Below are 15,916 nucleotides of genomic sequence, written 5' to 3' on the forward strand. Positions count from 1 at the left end.
CCAGGCGGTCATCGGCGAAGGGGCCCATCGTGCCAGGTCTTGACGAAGTGCTGCGCGAGCGCGCGCTGGCGAATCCCGACCGCGTCGCGTTCATCGCGGGCGACAGAGAGATCTCCTACGGCGACTTCGACCGCCGCGCCGACCGGGTCGGCGCGGCCCTCGCCGCCGCCGGGGTAGGGCCCGGCGACCGGGTCGCGATCCTCGACAAGAACTCCCTCGAATACGCCGAGCTGCTCTTCGGCGCCGCCCGGATCGGTGCCGCGCAGGTCCCGGTGAACTACCGGCTCGCGCCCGACGAGGTCGCCTACATCGTCAACAACGCGCAGGCGAAGGTCTTCGTCGTCGGCCCCGAGTTCGTCCCCGTCCTGGACGCGATCGCCGGCAAGCTCGAACACACCACCCGCACCGTCGTCATCGACGGCGCCGACGGCGCCCAGGACGGCGCCCGCCAGGACTATGCCGCCTGGATCGACGCGGCCCCCGCCACCCCGCCCGCCTACGCGGTCGACACCGCGGACGTGTTCGTCCAGCTCTACTCGTCCGGCACCACGGGCCTGCCCAAGGGCGTGATGCTGACGCACGACAACTTCCTCGCCGCCCTGGCGGTCACCAACGACGTCTGGGACATCGAGGAGTCGTCCGTCCTGATGATCGCGATGCCGATGTACCACGTGGCCGGCAACGTACTCACCGTCTCCACCATCTACAACGGCCTGACCGGCGTCATCACGCGCGAGCCCGACCCGACCGCCATCGCGCGGGGCATCGAGCGGCACCGCGTCACGCACATCTTCCTCGTCCCGGTGCTGCTGCAGTTCATGCAGCTGATCCCGGAGGTCGGCGCCTGCGACCTGTCCAGCCTCAAGCTGCTGCTGTACGGCGCGTCCCCGATCAGCGAGGACGTCCTGCGCGGTGCCATGGCGATGCTGCCGGGCACCGAGTTCATGCAGGTGTACGGCCTGACGGAGGTCACCGGCGCGATCACGATGCTGCCCGCCGCCGACCACGACCCCGACGGACCGAACACCCGTCGGCTGCGCAGCGCCGGCCTCGCGAACGCCACCACGACACTCAAGATCGTCGATCCGGCCACGCAGGAGGAGGTCCCGGCGGGCCAGGTCGGCGAGATCCTCTGCCGGACGCCGCAGAACATGAAGGGCTACTGGGGCATGCCCGAGGCGACGGCGACCGCCCTGTCGGAGGACAACTGGTTCCGCACGGGCGACGCCGGCTACCTCGACGAGGACGGCTACCTCTTCATCCACGACCGCGTCAAAGACATGATCATCTCCGGCGGCGAGAACATCTACCCCGCCGAGGTCGAGAACGTCCTGATGAGCCACCCGGACGTCGCCGACTGCGCCGTCATCGGCGTCCCGGACGAGAAGTGGGGCGAGACCCCGAAGGCCATCGTCGTGGCGTCAGACGCCATCACCGACCAGGACATCATCGACTACTGCCGCGACCGCCTCGCCCACTTCAAGTGCCCCACGTCAGTGGAACGCCGCACCGAAATCCCCCGGAACCCCACCGGCAAGATCCTCAAGCGCGACCTCCGCGCCCCCTACTGGCAGGGCAAGGACAGAGCGGTCTAGCCGGCTACCGGTACCGGACCACCGCGGAAAGGGGGCGGTGGTCCGAGGTCTTGGTGCGGGCGGTGGGGACGCTGCAGGAGACGGACGCCGACCTGGTGATGAACAGGTAGTCGGTCTTGCCGATCGCGGTGCCCTGCCAGCTCTGCCGCGTCTTCGCGCCCGTCCTGGACGAGCCGGTCTGGTCGCATTCCGCGTAGGCCTTGTAGAGCGGGTCGAGCGCCGCGCTCTCCGGGCGGTCGGCGAGGTCACCGCCGACGAGGACGCGGCCGGTGCCGGCGAGGGTCGTGAGCGCGCCGGCCTCCTTGCGGCGCCACGCGGCGTCCTCGGACGTGCTGAGCTGCGTGACGCACACGCGGGTCGCCCACGACGGGACCTCGCCGCACAGGGCGATCCGCGTCCGGCCGGCGGGTGCGGGGAGCTTGGTCTGCTCGTGCTGGACGAGCGGCGCGTCGGTGCCGATGGCGACGCCCACGCGGCCCTGCCCGTGGGAGCACGCCGCGCCGCCCGGAGACGGGGCGAACGCCCAGCTCCACCGGCCGAGCGTCTTCTTGAAGGTGCGCACCTGGCCCTCGCAGACCTCCTGGAGGAGGACGGCGTCGGTGCTGACCGTCCGTCCGCCGACCTCGGTCGCGCCCATCCGCTGGACGATCTCCTTCGCGAGCTCGGCGGGGGCGGCGCCGGACGGGCAGCCGGGGCCGCCGCACACGTTCCAGCTCATCGCGTTGATCGTCACGGCGGCGGGGCGGGGGGCGTCCGCACCGTCGGCGTGGGCGGGGCCTCCGCCGCCGGGAAGGCCCTCGATGCTGGCACCGGTGGCCGCGGCGGCGACGACCGCGGCGGCCGCACAGACCGAGAGGAGGGGAATCAGGGCGCGGGGGGATCGCACACATTCTCCAGATTGGGGGTATCTGCGGGGTGATGCCGGAATCCCACCACATCAAGATCGCATTCGCCAGCGGTTCACGACCACACGGTCACCCAGCGCAGAAGAATTTACCCGGACAAGGCGGAGCGGACCCGGCGGATGATTCCGCCGGGCCCGCCCGGGACCTAGTCGAGCAGCGCCGTGACCGTCCCGGCGCCGACCGTGCGCCCGCCCTCGCGTATGGCGAAGCCGAGGCCCTCGGTCATCGCGACCGGCTTGCCGAGCTCGACCGCCATCTCGACGGAGTCGCCCGGCAGCGCCATGCCGCCCTCACCGAGGTCGATGCCGCCGACCACGTCCGTCGTCCGGAAGTGGAACTGCGGCCGGTACCCATGGAAGAACGGCCTGCTCCGGCCGCCCTCGTCGGCGGTCAGCACCCGGACCCGCGCCCGGAACCGCAGATGCGGCCGGATCGCGCCCGGCGCGCTCACCACCTGGCCGCGCCGCACCTGGTCCCGCTTGACGCCGCGCAGCAGCATGGCCGTGTTGTCACCGGCCTCCGCGTGGTCCATCGACTGCCCGAACGTCTCCAGCCCCGTCGCGACGGAGCCGAACGTGTCGCCGAGCCCGACGACCTCCACGGCGTCCCCGAGCCGGACCGCGCCCTGCGCCACGACCCCGGTCACGACCGTCCCGCGCCCGGTGATCGTGAGCACGCTCTCGACCGGCATCAGGAACGGCCTGTCGAGCACCCGCCGCGGGACGGGCACGTACCCGTCGATCGCGTCGAGCAGGTCGGCGATCCGGGCCGTCCAGTACGGGTCGCCCTCCAGCGCCCGCAGGCCGGACACCCGCACGATCGGCACCTCCTCCCCCGGGAACCCGTACTCGGTGAGCAGGTCCCTGACCTCCAGCTCGACGAGGTCGAGGAGCTCGGTGTCCTCGACCATGTCGGCCTTGTTCAGCGCGACCACGATGTGCCCGACGCCGACCTGCCGCGCCAGCACGATGTGCTCGCGCGTCTGCGGCATGGCCCCGTCCTGCGCCGACACGACGAGAACGGCCCCGTCCACCTGCGCGGCACCCGAGATCATGTTCTTCACGTAGTCGGCATGGCCGGGCATGTCGACGTGGGCGTAGTGCCTGGTCGCGGTCGCGTACTGGACGTGCGCGACGTTGATCGTGATGCCGCGGTCGCGCTCCTCGGGGGCGCGGTCGATCCGCTCGAACGGCACCGGGGACGCCAGCCCGCGGTCGGCGAGCACCTTCGTGATCGCCGCGGTCAGCGTCGTCTTGCCGTGGTCGACGTGCCCCATCGTCCCGATGTTGAGGTGGGGCTTGTCGCGCTCGTAGAGCTGCTTGGCCATCGGCCTTGTCCTCACTGGTGGATCCGGTGAGAACCATGCGCTGGTCCACCCCCCTCCGCTGGTTCTCCGGAAGGGACGGAGAGGGGTCAGCTTCGCAGGCCGCCGGTGGCGGCTGCGTTCGCTGCCACTGCCGAGAAGGCAGCCGGCACCGCGCTCAGCAGGCTGAAGCCTGCGAGCGTGCGGGTGCCGGCTGCGAGGAACATGCTCCGGACACTACGGCCGCCCCTTGTGGAAGTCGACCGGTTTTCCGGCCCGCGCCGGCAGCCGCAGCAGGAGCAGGCCGACCAGGGCGCCGACCAGCTGGAACGAGGCGATGCCGAGCACCAGGCCGACCGGGCCGACCGCGTCGGCGGAGGCCGCGGTCAGAGCGGCACCGACGGCGGACGCGCCGATCTTGAGGCTGCCCGCGGTGGTGTTGACCTGGCCGAGCCGGTCCGGCGGCGACTCGCGCTGGCGGAGCATGAGCGTGGCCGCGAACACCGGCCCCTCGCTGATCCCGGCCGCGACGAACGCGGCCGTCGCCCACGGCAGGGACGGCGTCACGGCGAGGGCCGCGAGCGACGCCCCGAACGCGAAGAGCCCGGCGAGCATGACCGGTTCGGCGTGCTTCGGTGTCAGCCACCGGCTGGACGCGAGCGAGCCGATCAGCGAGCCGACCGCCATCGCCACGAGCAGCCGCCCGCCCGCGCTGGGCGCCGCGCCGATGTGCTCGGCCAGCAGGACCGCCGTGACGGCGACGCCCCCGAACCCCATCCACGCGAGCGTCGTCGCCGCCGTCAGCGCCCGCAGCACCCGCCCCTCGGCGAGCACCGTCAGCCCACCCGTGATCACCGACAGCGTCCCGGCGCCCGCCCTCGCCCCCGCATCGATGGCGGGACCACCGACCGCGCCGGTGTCGGCGGTGGCCTCCACACTGGCCGGCCCCGGGGCTGCGTCGTCCCCGCTCGCGGACGGGCGGGGGAAAGGGAGAAGCGGCAGGGTCGCTAGGCCCAGAACGCCGACGGCGACCACGGCGGCGCCCGAATACTGGCCGCCTGCCAGCGCGGCGAGACCGGCGGCCAGGCCAGGGCCCGCGATGCCGGCCAGGTTGTAGCTGGACGCCTCCAGGCCGTACGCCCGCGAAAGCCGTCCGGCCGGGACGAAGCGCGGCAGCAGGCTGGTCAGCGCCACGACGATCGGCTCGGTGCAGCCGATCACCGCGGCGACGCACAGCGCGAGGACGAGCGGCGACCGTCCCGCCATCGTCAGCAGCAGCGCGGTCGAGGCGGCGTAGCAGGCGGCGAGGACGACGGCGATCCGGCGCGGACGCCCCACCCGGTCCAGCGCGTTCCCGATCACCGGGCCGCTCAGCACGTACGGCAGGGTCATCGCGGTCTGCAGGAAGCCGGCCGTGGCGGCGTCGCCCGTCCGCGCCTGGACGGTCAGGACCAGCGCGGTGGCGACGCCCTCCGCGGACACCCGCAGCATCGTCGCCGACGTGAGGTGGAGCGGCAGCGCCGCCGTCCTGCCGATCACCCCCGAATCGTGGCATATCTCCGCCGCCTAGACTGCGGAGGGTGACGGCAGCGAAGACAGCGCACGAGCACCGGGTCACCAGCGAGGTCGGACGGCTGCGGACCGTCCTGCTGCACCGTCCGGGGGCGGAGCTGAAACGGCTCACCCCGCGCAACAGCGACAAGCTGCTGTTCGACGCGATCCCGTGGGCGGGCCGGGCGCAGGAGGAGCACGACGCGTTCGCCGAGGCACTGCGCTCACGCGGCGTCGAGGTCCTGTACGTGACGGAGCTCCTCCAGGACGCCCTGGAGTACGAGGCCGCCCGCGAACAGGCGATCGCGGACGCCATCGTCGACCTCCGCCTCGGCGACCAGCTCCGCCGCGTCGTCCAGGACTACCTGCGCGACCTCGACCCGGAGAACCTCGCGCACACCCTGATCGCCGGCCTGGCGCACGAGGAGCTGAAGTCGGGGCACGGCCTCGTCTACCGCCTCATGGACCGGCTCGACTTCATCGTCGACCCGCTGCCCGGCCTGCTGTTCACCCGCGACAACAGCACCTGGATCGGCGACCGCGTGGCGGTGACCAGCCTGGCGATGGAGGCGCGCCGCCGTGAGTCGGCTCTGACCGGCCTGGTCTACGCGCACCATCCCCGTTTCGCCGGGGTGGACCCGGTGTACACGCCGTCCCTGGAACACCTTGAGGGCGGGGACGTCCTCCTGCTGCGCCCCGGAGTGATCGCCGTCGGAACCGGCGAGCGGACCACCCCCGCGGGCGTCGAGCGCCTGGCCCGCCAGGTGATCGGCGCGGGCCTGGCGCACACCGTCCTGGCCGTCCCGATCGCGCAGGAACGCGCCACGATGCACCTCGACACCGTCTGCACGATGGTCGACGTCGACACCGTCGTCATGTACCCGCCGGTGGCGCACTCCCTGACGGCCCACACCGTCACCCTGGACAACGGCGACCTGCGCGTGACCGAACCGCGCCCCTTCCTGGACGCCGCCGCCGAGGCGATGGGCCTCGACCGCCTCAAGGTCATCGACACCGGCCTGGACCCGGTCACCGCCGAACGCGAGCAGTGGGACGACGGCAACAACACCCTCGCCGTGGCTCCCCGCCTCTGCGTCGCCTACGAGCGCAACATCGAGACGAACGCCCAGCTGGAGGCGTCGGGCATCGAGGTGATCCGCATCAGCGGCAGCGAACTGGGCACCGGCCGAGGCGGCCCCCGCTGCATGTCCTGCCCCCTCCTCCGTGACTCCCCGGCCTGACCGGCATCAGGGCGGCGACGCCCCGGCGGCCGCGCGGGCGGCGTCCGGCAGTGCGGCGGCGACGCGTTCGAGCGCGGCGTCGTCCAGGGCGGCCGAGACGAACCATGCCTCGAACGCCGAGGGCGGAAGGTAGACGCCCCGGTCGAGCATCGCGTGGAAGAACGCGGCGTACCGCCAGGTCTCCTGCCGCCGCGCGGCGGTGTAGTCCTTCACCGGCCCGTCGGTGAAGAAGACTGAGAAGAGGTTGCCGGCGTTCTGTACCCGATGGGCCACGCCCTCCTTGGTGAGCGCGTCCGACACCAGGTCGCGCAGGTCCGCGGAGACCCGGTCGAGATGGGCGTACACGCCGGGGGTCGCGGCGCGCAGCGTCGCGAGGCCCGCCGCGGTGGCCACCGGATTGCCGGACAGGGTGCCCGCCTGGTAGACGGGCCCGGCCGGCGCGATCCGCTCCATGATCGCCGCGGGCCCGCCGAACCCGGCCGCGGGGAACCCGCCGCCCATCACCTTCCCGAAGGTGACGAGGTCGGGGCGGACGCCCTCCAGCCCGAACCAGCCCGCCGGGCTGAGCCGGAAGCCGGTCATGACCTCGTCCGAGACCAGCAGGGCCCCGTGGTCGCGGCAGACCGTCGCGAGCGCCGCGGTGAACCCGGGTTCGGGCGGCACCACGCCCATGTTGCCCGGCACCGCCTCGGCGATGACGCAGGCGATCCGCTCGCCCTGCCCGGCGAAGGCCGCGGCGAGCGCCGCCGGGTCGTTGTAGGGGAGCACGATGGTGTCGGACGCCTGCGCGCCGGTGACCCCCGGCGTGTCCGGGATGGCGAGCGTGGCGACGCCCGACCCGGCGGCCACGAGGAGCCCGTCGGCGTGCCCGTGGTAGCACCCGGCGAACTTCACGATCTTGTCGCGTCCCGTGTGGGCCCGCGCCAGGCGGATCGCGGCCGTCGTCGCCTCGGTGCCCGAGTTGACGAGCCGGACCCGCTCCACCGGCCGGACCCTGGCGATGATCTCGGCGGCGAGCAGCACCTCGTCCTCGGTGGGCGCGCCGAACGAGGTGCCCAGCGCCATCGCCGCGGCGGCGGCCTCGATCACCGCCGGATGCGCGTGCCCGAGCAGCAGCGCGCCCCAGGAGCAGACGAGGTCAACGTACTCGCGGCCGTCCGCGTCGGTCAGGTAGGCGCCGCGGCCGGACGTGACGAACCGGGGCGTGCCGCCGACCGCGCCGAACGCGCGGACCGGTGAGTTGACGCCGCCGGGGATGACCGCGAGCGCCCGTTCGAACAGGGCCCGCGACGCGGGTGCCGCGCTCATCGGCCGAGCCTCTGCGCGACCTCGGTGGCCCAGTAGGACAGGACGACCGACGCGCCCGCGCGGCGGATCGACGTCAGCGTCTCCAGCACCGTCCGGTCGCGGTCCAGCCAGCCGCGGGCCGCGGCCGCCTCGACCATCGCGTACTCGCCGGACACCTGGTAGGCGGCGACCGGCACCTCGGTGGCCTCCCGGATCCGGCGGACGATGTCCAGGTAGGCGGTGGCCGGCTTGACCATGACGATGTCGGCGCCCTCGGCCAGGTCGAGAGCCAGCTCGCGCATCGCCTCGCCGCCGTTGGGCGGATCCTGCTGGTAAGTCTTGCGGTCGCCGGCGAGGTCGCTCTCCACCGCGTCGCGGAACGGGCCGTAGAAGGCGGAGGCGTACTTCGCGGTGTAGGCGAGGATCGCCACGTCCGCGAAGCCCGCCGCGTCGAGCGCGCTCCGGATCGCCCCGACCTGGCCGTCCATCATGCCGCTCGGCCCGACCACGTGGACGCCCGCCTCCGCCTGGGCCACCGCCATCGCCGCGTACCGCTCCAGCGTCGCGTCGTTGTCCACCGCGCCGGACGGGGTCAGCACCCCGCAGTGCCCGTGGTCGGTGAACTCGTCGAGGCACAGGTCGGCCATGACGACCGCGTCATCGCCGGTCTCCGCCACCGTCGTGCGGATCGCGCGCTGCAGGACGCCGTCCGGCTCGGTGGCCTGCGTCCCCAGCGCGTCCCGGTGCTCCGGGACGGCGAACAGCATGAGGCCCCCCACCCCGGCGGAGACGGCCTCCGCCGCGGCCTTCGCCAGCGACGCCGGCGTGTGCTGCACGACGCCGGGCATGGAGGGGATCGGCTGCGGCTCGGTGAGGCCCTCCTTGACGAACATCGGCAGCACGAGGTCGCTCCCCGCCAGCCGGGTCTCCCGGACCAGCGACCGCATCGCCTCGGTCCGCCGCAGCCGGCGCGGCCGCGCGGCGGGGAAGGCCGCTCCGTCGATCGTCATCGGACGCCTCCCAGCAACTCGGCCGCTCCGTCGGCGAGCAACTCGTCCGCCACGGTCCGCCCCGTCTCCACCGCCTGGACGGCCGGACCCCGGTGGCTGCGCACCAGCCGGCGCGAGCCGTCGAGCGCGGTGACCGCGACGGTCAGCTCCAGCGAGTCGTCGCGGACCACGGCGTGCGCCCCGACCGGGGCGCTGCAGCCGCCTTCCAGCCGGGCCAGCGCGGCACGCTCCGCGGTGGCCGCGGCCCGGGTTCCGGCGTCGTCGAGCCGCGCGAGCAGCGCCGCGACCGGCCCGTCGGCGGAGCGGCACTCCACGGCGAGCGCGCCCTGCGCCGGGGACGGCAGCAGCCGCTCCGGCGCGAACCGCTCCACCGCCCGGTCGCCGAGACCGAGCCGGTCCAGCCCGGCCGCGGCGAGGACGACGCCGTCCAGCTCCCCCGAGTCCACCTTGTGCAGCCGGGTGTCGACGTTCCCCCGGATCGGGACGATCTTCAGGTCGGGGCGCAGCGCGAGCAGCTGGCTCGTCCGCCGCGGCGACCCGGTGCCGATCGCGGCGCCCGCGGGCAGCGCGTCGAAGGTCGCGCCCGTGGCGGTGACCAGCGCGTCGCGCGGGTCCTCACGGGCCGGGATCGCGGCGGTCAGGATCCCCTCGGCGGGCGCGGTCGGCAGGTCCTTGCACGAGTGGACGGCGAAGTCGACCCGGCCGCTCAGCAGCGCGCCGCGCACCGCCTGCACGAACACGCCGAGGCCGCCGAACGAGGTGATGGGCGCGCCGTTGACATCGCCCTCGGTCACGACGCCGACGGTCTCGACGTCGGTCCCGGTGCGGTACGCCAGGCTCTCCGCGAACCCGGTCGACTGGATCATCGCGAGCGCGCTCTTGCGCGTGCCCATCCGCAGGACGCGGACGGTGGTCCGGACGGTCATGGTCATCCTTTGGACTCGACGTTTCCGGGGATTCCCCCGGCCGGGTGGTCGGGGTCGAACAGGTCGCGCAGGACCTGGACGTACACCGGGTTCTCCGCGGCGGCCATGCTCTTGACCCGCACCGTCGGCCGGTGCAGGAACTTGTCGACCAGCCGCCGCGCCATGCTGTCGACCTCGCTGCGGGTGTCGGCGGACAGCGACGGCACCCGCTGGTGGAACCTGGTCAGCTCCGTCTCCAGCGCGGCGAGGGCGGTGGTGCGCATGGCGACGATCGCGGGCTTGGCCGCGGCCGCCCGCTCCCGCCGCGCGTACTCCTCGACCTCGGCGTCGACCATCCGCTCGGCCGACTCCGCCGGGAGCTCGGCGCGCTCGCCGCGGAGCCGCTCGCCGAGCGCCTCCAGGTCGACGAGGAGGATCCCGTCGCCCTTGCCGACCTCGGGTTCGGCGCTGCGCGGCATCGACAGGTCGAGGACGAACATCGGCCGCCCGGACGGGAACATGCCGGCGGTCAGCAGCGCCTCGCCGGCCGCGGCGGTCGCCACGACCACGTCGCTGCGGGCGATCGCCTCGTCCAGCCCGGCCAGCCCGCGCGCCCGGCCGCCCACCTGCGCGGCGACCCGGCGGGCCCGCGCGGGCGTGCGGTTGGCGATGACGATCTCGGCGACGTCCGCGTCCGCCAGCGCGGTCGCGGCGAGGGCCCCCATGGCGCCGGCCCCGACGACGAGGGCGCGCCGGCCGCGCAGGGTGCCGAGGTGCCCGCCGCCGGCGCGCAGCCCGACCTCGACCAGGGACGCGCCCATCCGGCCGATCCCGAGTTCGCTCTCCGCGCGTTTGCCCAGCCGGAACGCCTGCTGGAACAGGTCGTGCAGGACGGGACCGACGGCCGCCTCCGCCCGCGCGTCGGCGTAGGCGTCGCGGACCTGGCCGCGGATCTGGGCCTCGCCTACGAGCATCGAGTCCAGGCCGCACGCGACCCGGAACAGGTGCCGCACCGCGTCCCGGCCGCGCCTGCCGTAGAGGTGCGGCGCCAGGGCCAGCTCGTCGGCACCGGTGATCTCGGCCAGTTCCGCCCGGATCCGGCCGAGTGCGCCGCCGGGGTCGGCGGTATCGGCGTACACCTCGACCCGGTTGCAGGTGGCGAGCACCACGACCTCGCCGATCTCGCCGGCGGCCGACAGCTTCCCGCGCAGGCCCGCCGTCTGCGCGCGGTCGAGGGCGAATTGTTCGAGCATGCCGATGTCCGTGCTGCGATGGCTCAGTCCCGTTGCGACGAGGGTCATGACGGAATCCAGTCTCGGGGGCGCAGATATCCGGCCACCGCCGCCTCCGGGCTCCCGGGTTCGGGCGTCGCGTCGAAATTCCAGCCCACCATCGGCGGCAGCGACATCAGCACGGAATCGATGTGGCCCTTGGCTTGCAGGCCGAACTTCGTCCCGTTGTCGTAGACGAGGTTGAACTCGACATAGCGGCCGCGCCGGGTGAGCTGCCAGGCGCGTTCCCGATCCGAGTAGGGAAGGTCCTTGCGCCGTTCCACGATGGGCGCGTAGGCGGGGACGATGGCGTCGAGGCCGGCGCCGATGAAGTCGAGGGCGCGGTTCCAGCCGCCCGCTCCGTCCGGATGCAGCTCGACGAAGAAGATGCCGCCGACACCGCGCGTCTCGTCGCGGTGCGGAATGTAGAAGTACTCGTCGCACTCCCGCTTGGCCTTGGCGTAGAAGCCGGGGTCGTAGGCATCGCAGTAGTCCTTCAGGACGCTGTGGAAGTGCTCCGCGTCCTCCTCGAACACGTACGCCGGCGTCAGGTCGGCGCCGCCGCCGAACCACCAGATGGATCCGCCGTCGACCTCGAAATAGCGGTAGTTCGCGTGGAACGAGGGGACGTAGGGATTCCGGCCGTGCACCACCATCGAGACACCGGTGGCGAAGTAGCCCGAGTCGTGGTCGATGTCCTCACGGTCGGCGATCGCCGGCGGCACCCGTTTCCCGTGCACCGCGGCGACGTTGATGCCCGCGCGTTCGAACACGTCCCCGTTCTCGAGGATCCGGGCCCAGCCTCCACCGCCGTCCGGCTGCTCCCAGCTCCGCTCCTGGAACTCCGCCTCCTTCTCGAACTGCGAGAAGGCTTCGACGAGCGTCGCCTGCTTGGCGAGCATGAGGTCGACGACAGCCTTCCGGTTCATAGCGCATCGACCTCTCTCTCGTTCGGCGCGGCGGGAGGCGTGGGGGCGACCGCCCCGTCCGCGGCCCCGTGCGCCGCCTCGGCCGTCCGGTCGAAGTCCCGCACCGCCTCCAGTACCGCGTGGACGCCGGCCTCCGGCGTGTGCAGGTCGACGCCGTGCCCGAGGTTGAAGATGTGCGGGCCGCCGAGCCCGTCCCGCAGGACCCGCTCCGTCTCGCGGCGGACCACGTCGGGGGCGGCCAGCAGCACGGCCGGGTCGAGGTTGCCCTGCAGGACGCGGGTCGGGCAGGTGGTGCGCGCGACCCGCAGCGGAGTCCGCCAGTCCACCCCGATGATCTCCGCGGGCAGGTCGGCCACGGCGTCCATCAGGTGCGCGGCGTGCACCGCGAAGTAGCCGCGCGGCACCTCGGGGCGGACCAGTGCGCCCAGCACCGCGGCGGCGGAGGGGGCGCCGAACTCGCGGTAGGACGCGATGTCGTGCAGCCCGGCCCACGAGTCGAAGAGCTGCACCGCCTGGGCTCCCGCGGCGACCTGTGCGCGCAGATACCGGATGGTCACCTCGGTGAGCTTTCCGAGCAGTTCCGAAGCGAGCGCGGGATCGGTGCGGAGCCAGCTTCTGAACTCCATGAAATGCTTGCTTCCCGACCCCTGGACCAGATAGGTGGCGAGCGTCAGCGGGGCCGCCGCGAAACCGATCAAAGGTACCGGTGAATCCGCTCGGATCAGCTGGATCGCAGCACTGACGAAAGGCGCGATCTCGTCCTGTTCGGGGACGCGCAGGCGGCGTACGTCGGCTGCGGTCCGGACCGGGTCGGCGATGACCGGGGCCGGCGTGAAATCGACCTGGACCCCCATATCGAAGAGCGGCGTCATGATGTCGCTGAACAGAATCGCCGCGTCCATTCCGAAGCGCCGCACCGGCTGAAGCGTGATCTCGGCGGCGAGCTCCGGGGTCCGGCACATCGTCCAGAAGTCGTACTTTTCCTTGACCGCCCGGTATTCCGGCAGGTAGCGGCCCGCCTGGCGCATCATCCAAACCGGCGCGCGCGCCGAATTCCCACCGAGTGCCGTTTCCAGATACGAACTCACCGGCAGACCTTTCACGTCGAGGTCGAACGCTTCCCGGAGCGTCCGGGGCCGACTCTAGCCGCGCGGTTTTTTAGCCACCAGGGCCGTCCGGTGAGTGTCGGACACCACTGCACATAACCGATGAACGGCACCTCTCACCGCAGTTAGCCAGTGATTCTCGAAAAGAACTCTGGTACACCGGCCGGAACGCATCCGAACGGAAGGGGCACCCATGCCCGATCTCAGTGAGCAGACCCGCACAATGATGAGGGAACGACTCAACCGCTATCTGCGGCTACGCGACGAGCACGGCGACGAGAAGGCGCGCGAGATCCTGCTGGAGGGTTATCCCGAGCGGCAGGCCGAGCGCATGGGGCCGCGCATCGAGGGCCGTCCGCTGATCGAGGGCTTCCGGGAGGCGCTGGCCGTCTTCGCGCAGATGGGCTTCCAGGAAGAGTCACTGGACATGTCGCGGGACGGCGTGGACGCCGTGATGCAGGTCTGCCGCACCTGCATGTGCGTGACGGCTGCCGCGGAGCTGGACGTCGAGCCGACCCCCGTGCTGTGCGAGCTGGACTTCGAGGCCACCCGCCGGGCCTTCCCCGACATGACCGTCGAGGGCCTGCTCCACCAGGCCGAGGGCCGGCACGTCTGCGTGTTCCGCTACGCGCGTCCCGAATCGGCGGCCAACGGAGCGAAGGCGTCCGAGGCCGACGCCGAGACCGCCTGACACCCCGGCCACGTCAACGGTCCCAGGACGGCTTCCCGTCCTGGGACCTCATGACGTCCGGTGGCCGCGGCCTTCAGCGCGTCATTTGCGGAGGCCGCGCAACCCGACGGCGGCGCCGACCGCCGCCGCCACCGACAGCCCCGCGCCCACGAGGAACGCCGCGTGGTAGCCGCCCAGCTGGGCGGAGAGCGCGTCCTGTCCCGGGAGGTGCCGGGTCCAGGCGGCGGCGACCGCGACGTAGAGCGCGAGGGCCAGCGCCCCGCCGATCTGCAGGGCGGCGTTGAACACGCCCGCGGCCAGGCCCGAGAACTCGGGCTTCGCCCGGTCCACCGCGGCGATCGTGACCGGGATGAAGGTCCAGCCGGCGCCGAACCCGATCAGGGCCAGGCCCGGCACGATGTCGCTCAGATAGGACGCGTGCTCGGGCAGCCGGACGAAGGTCAGCGACCCCGCCGCCATGATCAGCAGTCCCATGGCGAGCACCCACCGCGGCCCGAGCTTCGGCACCAGCGTCTGGGTCGCCAGCGGGATGGCGATCAGCATGCCCGCCACCAGGGTGAGGTAGGCGAACCCGGTGCGCAGCGCACTGTATCCCCCGGCCGTCTGCAGATAGATCGTCAGGATGAAGAACGTGCCCGCGAACGCGGACGGGACGACCAGGGCGAGCGCGTTCGCCACGGCCGTGGTGCGCACCCGGAGGAACGCGGCCGGGATGAGCGGGTTCTCGGCCCGCCGCTCGATCAGCACGAAGGCCGCCACCAGCACTGCGGCCGCGACCAGCATCGAGACCGTTCGCGCCGAGCCCCAGCCGTTGTGGCCGGCCTGCAGGGCCGCGTAGACGAGCGCGGTCAGGCCGCCGGTGATGGTCAGCGCACCGGGCAGGTCGAACCGTCCCGACCGTTCGGGCGGGTCGGCCCGGATCATGCGCGGCAGGACGAGCAGGACGGCGATGCCGATCGGCACGTTGATGAAGAAGATCCAGCGCCAGGAGAGCAGGTCCGTCAGCGCCCCGCCGAGCAGCAGCCCGGCGGCCCCGCCCATGCCGGAGATGCCGCCCCAGATGCCGAGCGCCCGGGTGCGCTCCCCGGACTCCGGGAAGAGGATCTGGATCAGCGCCAGCGAGGTGGGGGCGGTGAACGCCGCACCGAGGCCCTGCACGGCGCGGAACAGGATCAGCACGGTGCCGTTCGGCGCCAGCCCGTTGATCAGGGACGCGACGGTGAAGAGGGTCAGCCCGGCGAGGAACAGCCGGCGCCGGCCGAGCAGGTCGCCGGCGCGTCCGCCGAGCAGCAGGAAGCCGCCGTAGAGCAGCCAGTACCCGTCGGCGACCCAGGCGAGGCTGGACAGCGAGAGCCCGAGACCGTCCCGCATGGAGGGCATCGCCACGTTGACCACGGTCTCGTCGATGACCAGCATGAAGTCGACGAAGCACAGGACGGCGAGGGCCCGCCATCGGCCGATGGCGCCCTGCGCCGTGCCCGGCGGCTCCTCCGCCGGCTCTCCCGGGGGCCGTTCGGGGAGGCCGGTCTTCGCGTGCCGTCGCTTCCGGGCGGCGCGCGGGCGCATGTCCGAGCCGCTCATGGCGCGGGCCGTCCGAGTTCGCTTGCGGCCACGGCTTCGAGCCGTTCCAGCATCTGGTCGTAAATGCGGCGGATCCCGATGGGGGCGAAGGTGCGCTCCGCCACGCCGGCGATGCCGGTGGCCCCGGTCCAGGAGACTGTGACGCTCACCTCGCTGCCCGCTCCTGACGGCGCCACCGTCCAGGCGACGAGTTGGTCGGCCTCCGCCGTCCGCTCCTGGACCTCGCGGTCGGCGGCGGAGACGTGCACCGTGGCCTGGGTCGGCCGGATCCGCTTCTTGGTGGCGTGCAGGAGGTAGCCGATCCGGGTGCCGGTGCCCGCGTCGCCGCCGTCCAGCACCTCGTAACCGGTGATCGCGTCCGGCAGGTAGCGCGGCCGCGCTTCGCGGAAGTCGCTGAGCAGCCCGAAGACCTCGTCGGCGGGCGCCGGGAGGACCCGGCGGGTCGTGACCGTGATGGTCGGCATGAGCACCTCCCTCATCAGGTGAACAAAGTGTCCACCTGCTAGTCAGTATGTCTGATGTCCCGCCGCTATGTCACCCA

At 72.7% G+C, this 15,916-nt stretch carries 14 protein-coding genes; 3 read left to right on the forward strand and 11 right to left on the reverse strand.

Annotated features, from left to right (window positions below; genetic code table 11):
- Positions 1–29: 29 nt before the first annotated feature.
- Positions 30–1,595: a long-chain-fatty-acid--CoA ligase gene (locus E1293_RS04400; RefSeq protein ID WP_132194050.1), complete on the forward strand. Its 1,566-nt coding sequence runs from the start codon at positions 30–32 to the stop codon at positions 1,593–1,595.
- Between the two features lie 4 nt (positions 1,596–1,599).
- Here E1293_RS04400 and E1293_RS04405 read toward each other — a convergent pair whose 3' ends face one another.
- The 3 genes from E1293_RS04405 to E1293_RS04415 all read right to left on the reverse strand — a co-directional run bounded on the left by E1293_RS04405 (position 1,600) and on the right by E1293_RS04415 (position 5,342).
- A complete protein-coding gene (locus E1293_RS04405) occupies positions 1,600–2,481 on the reverse strand; it encodes an endonuclease/exonuclease/phosphatase family protein (RefSeq protein WP_132194052.1) in 882 nt (293 codons plus the stop codon).
- 164 nt (positions 2,482–2,645) lie between these two features.
- On the reverse strand, positions 2,646–3,827 hold the full coding sequence (gene tuf / locus E1293_RS04410; RefSeq protein WP_132194054.1) for an elongation factor Tu: 1,182 nt from the start codon (positions 3,825–3,827) through the stop codon (positions 2,646–2,648).
- A gap of 213 nt (positions 3,828–4,040) precedes the next feature.
- Entirely contained in the window at positions 4,041–5,342 is a 1,302-nt protein-coding gene (locus E1293_RS04415; RefSeq protein WP_132194056.1) for an MFS transporter, read from the reverse strand.
- A 41-nt stretch (positions 5,343–5,383) separates the two neighbouring features.
- On the opposite strand from E1293_RS04415, the gene E1293_RS04420 reads away from it, so the two are divergent.
- Entirely contained in the window at positions 5,384–6,595 is a 1,212-nt protein-coding gene (locus E1293_RS04420; RefSeq protein ID WP_132194058.1) for an arginine deiminase, read from the forward strand.
- A 6-nt stretch (positions 6,596–6,601) separates the two neighbouring features.
- Here E1293_RS04420 and hemL read toward each other — a convergent pair whose 3' ends face one another.
- Genes hemL through hemE form a run of 6 tightly spaced genes read right to left on the reverse strand, consistent with a single transcriptional unit; the run spans position 6,602 to position 13,100 of the window.
- Positions 6,602–7,903, reverse strand: coding sequence for a glutamate-1-semialdehyde 2,1-aminomutase (gene hemL / locus E1293_RS04425; RefSeq protein ID WP_132194060.1), 1,302 nt, complete (start codon positions 7,901–7,903; stop codon positions 6,602–6,604).
- Positions 7,900–8,892, reverse strand: coding sequence for a porphobilinogen synthase (gene hemB / locus E1293_RS04430; protein ID WP_132194062.1), 993 nt, complete (start codon positions 8,890–8,892; stop codon positions 7,900–7,902). The genes hemL and hemB overlap by 4 nt, the downstream gene beginning before the upstream one ends.
- Positions 8,889–9,818, reverse strand: coding sequence for a hydroxymethylbilane synthase (hemC, locus tag E1293_RS04435; protein ID WP_132194064.1), 930 nt, complete (start codon positions 9,816–9,818; stop codon positions 8,889–8,891). Before hemC ends, hemB begins: the two co-directional genes overlap by 4 nt.
- A 2-nt stretch (positions 9,819–9,820) precedes the next feature.
- A complete protein-coding gene (hemA, locus tag E1293_RS04440; protein ID WP_132194066.1) occupies positions 9,821–11,098 on the reverse strand; it encodes a glutamyl-tRNA reductase in 1,278 nt (425 codons plus the stop codon).
- Positions 11,095–11,997, reverse strand: a complete 903-nt coding sequence (hemF, locus tag E1293_RS04445) for an oxygen-dependent coproporphyrinogen oxidase (RefSeq protein ID WP_132194068.1) — start codon at positions 11,995–11,997, stop codon at positions 11,095–11,097. Before hemF ends, hemA begins: the two co-directional genes overlap by 4 nt.
- Positions 11,994–13,100 (reverse strand): uroporphyrinogen decarboxylase, encoded by a 1,107-nt coding sequence (gene hemE, locus E1293_RS04450; protein WP_341770173.1) that lies wholly within the window; start codon positions 13,098–13,100, stop codon positions 11,994–11,996. The genes hemF and hemE overlap by 4 nt, the downstream gene beginning before the upstream one ends.
- Positions 13,101–13,296: 196 nt before the next feature.
- Between hemE and E1293_RS04455 the strand changes: the two genes are divergently transcribed.
- Entirely contained in the window at positions 13,297–13,794 is a 498-nt protein-coding gene (locus E1293_RS04455) for an L-2-amino-thiazoline-4-carboxylic acid hydrolase (protein WP_132194072.1), read from the forward strand.
- Positions 13,795–13,875: 81 nt separating this feature from the next.
- On the opposite strand, the gene E1293_RS04460 is transcribed toward E1293_RS04455, so the two are convergent.
- Together E1293_RS04460 and E1293_RS04465 are read right to left on the reverse strand one after the other, a co-directional pair.
- Entirely contained in the window at positions 13,876–15,375 is a 1,500-nt protein-coding gene (locus E1293_RS04460; RefSeq protein ID WP_132194074.1) for a DHA2 family efflux MFS transporter permease subunit, read from the reverse strand.
- On the reverse strand, positions 15,372–15,839 hold the full coding sequence (locus E1293_RS04465) for an SRPBCC family protein (RefSeq protein WP_132194076.1): 468 nt from the start codon (positions 15,837–15,839) through the stop codon (positions 15,372–15,374). Before E1293_RS04465 ends, E1293_RS04460 begins: the two co-directional genes overlap by 4 nt.
- Positions 15,840–15,916: the final 77 nt, after the last annotated feature.

Origin of the sequence: Actinomadura darangshiensis, from assembly GCF_004349235.1 — a bacterium.
Taxonomy (GTDB): domain Bacteria; phylum Actinomycetota; class Actinomycetes; order Streptosporangiales; family Streptosporangiaceae; genus Spirillospora; species Spirillospora darangshiensis.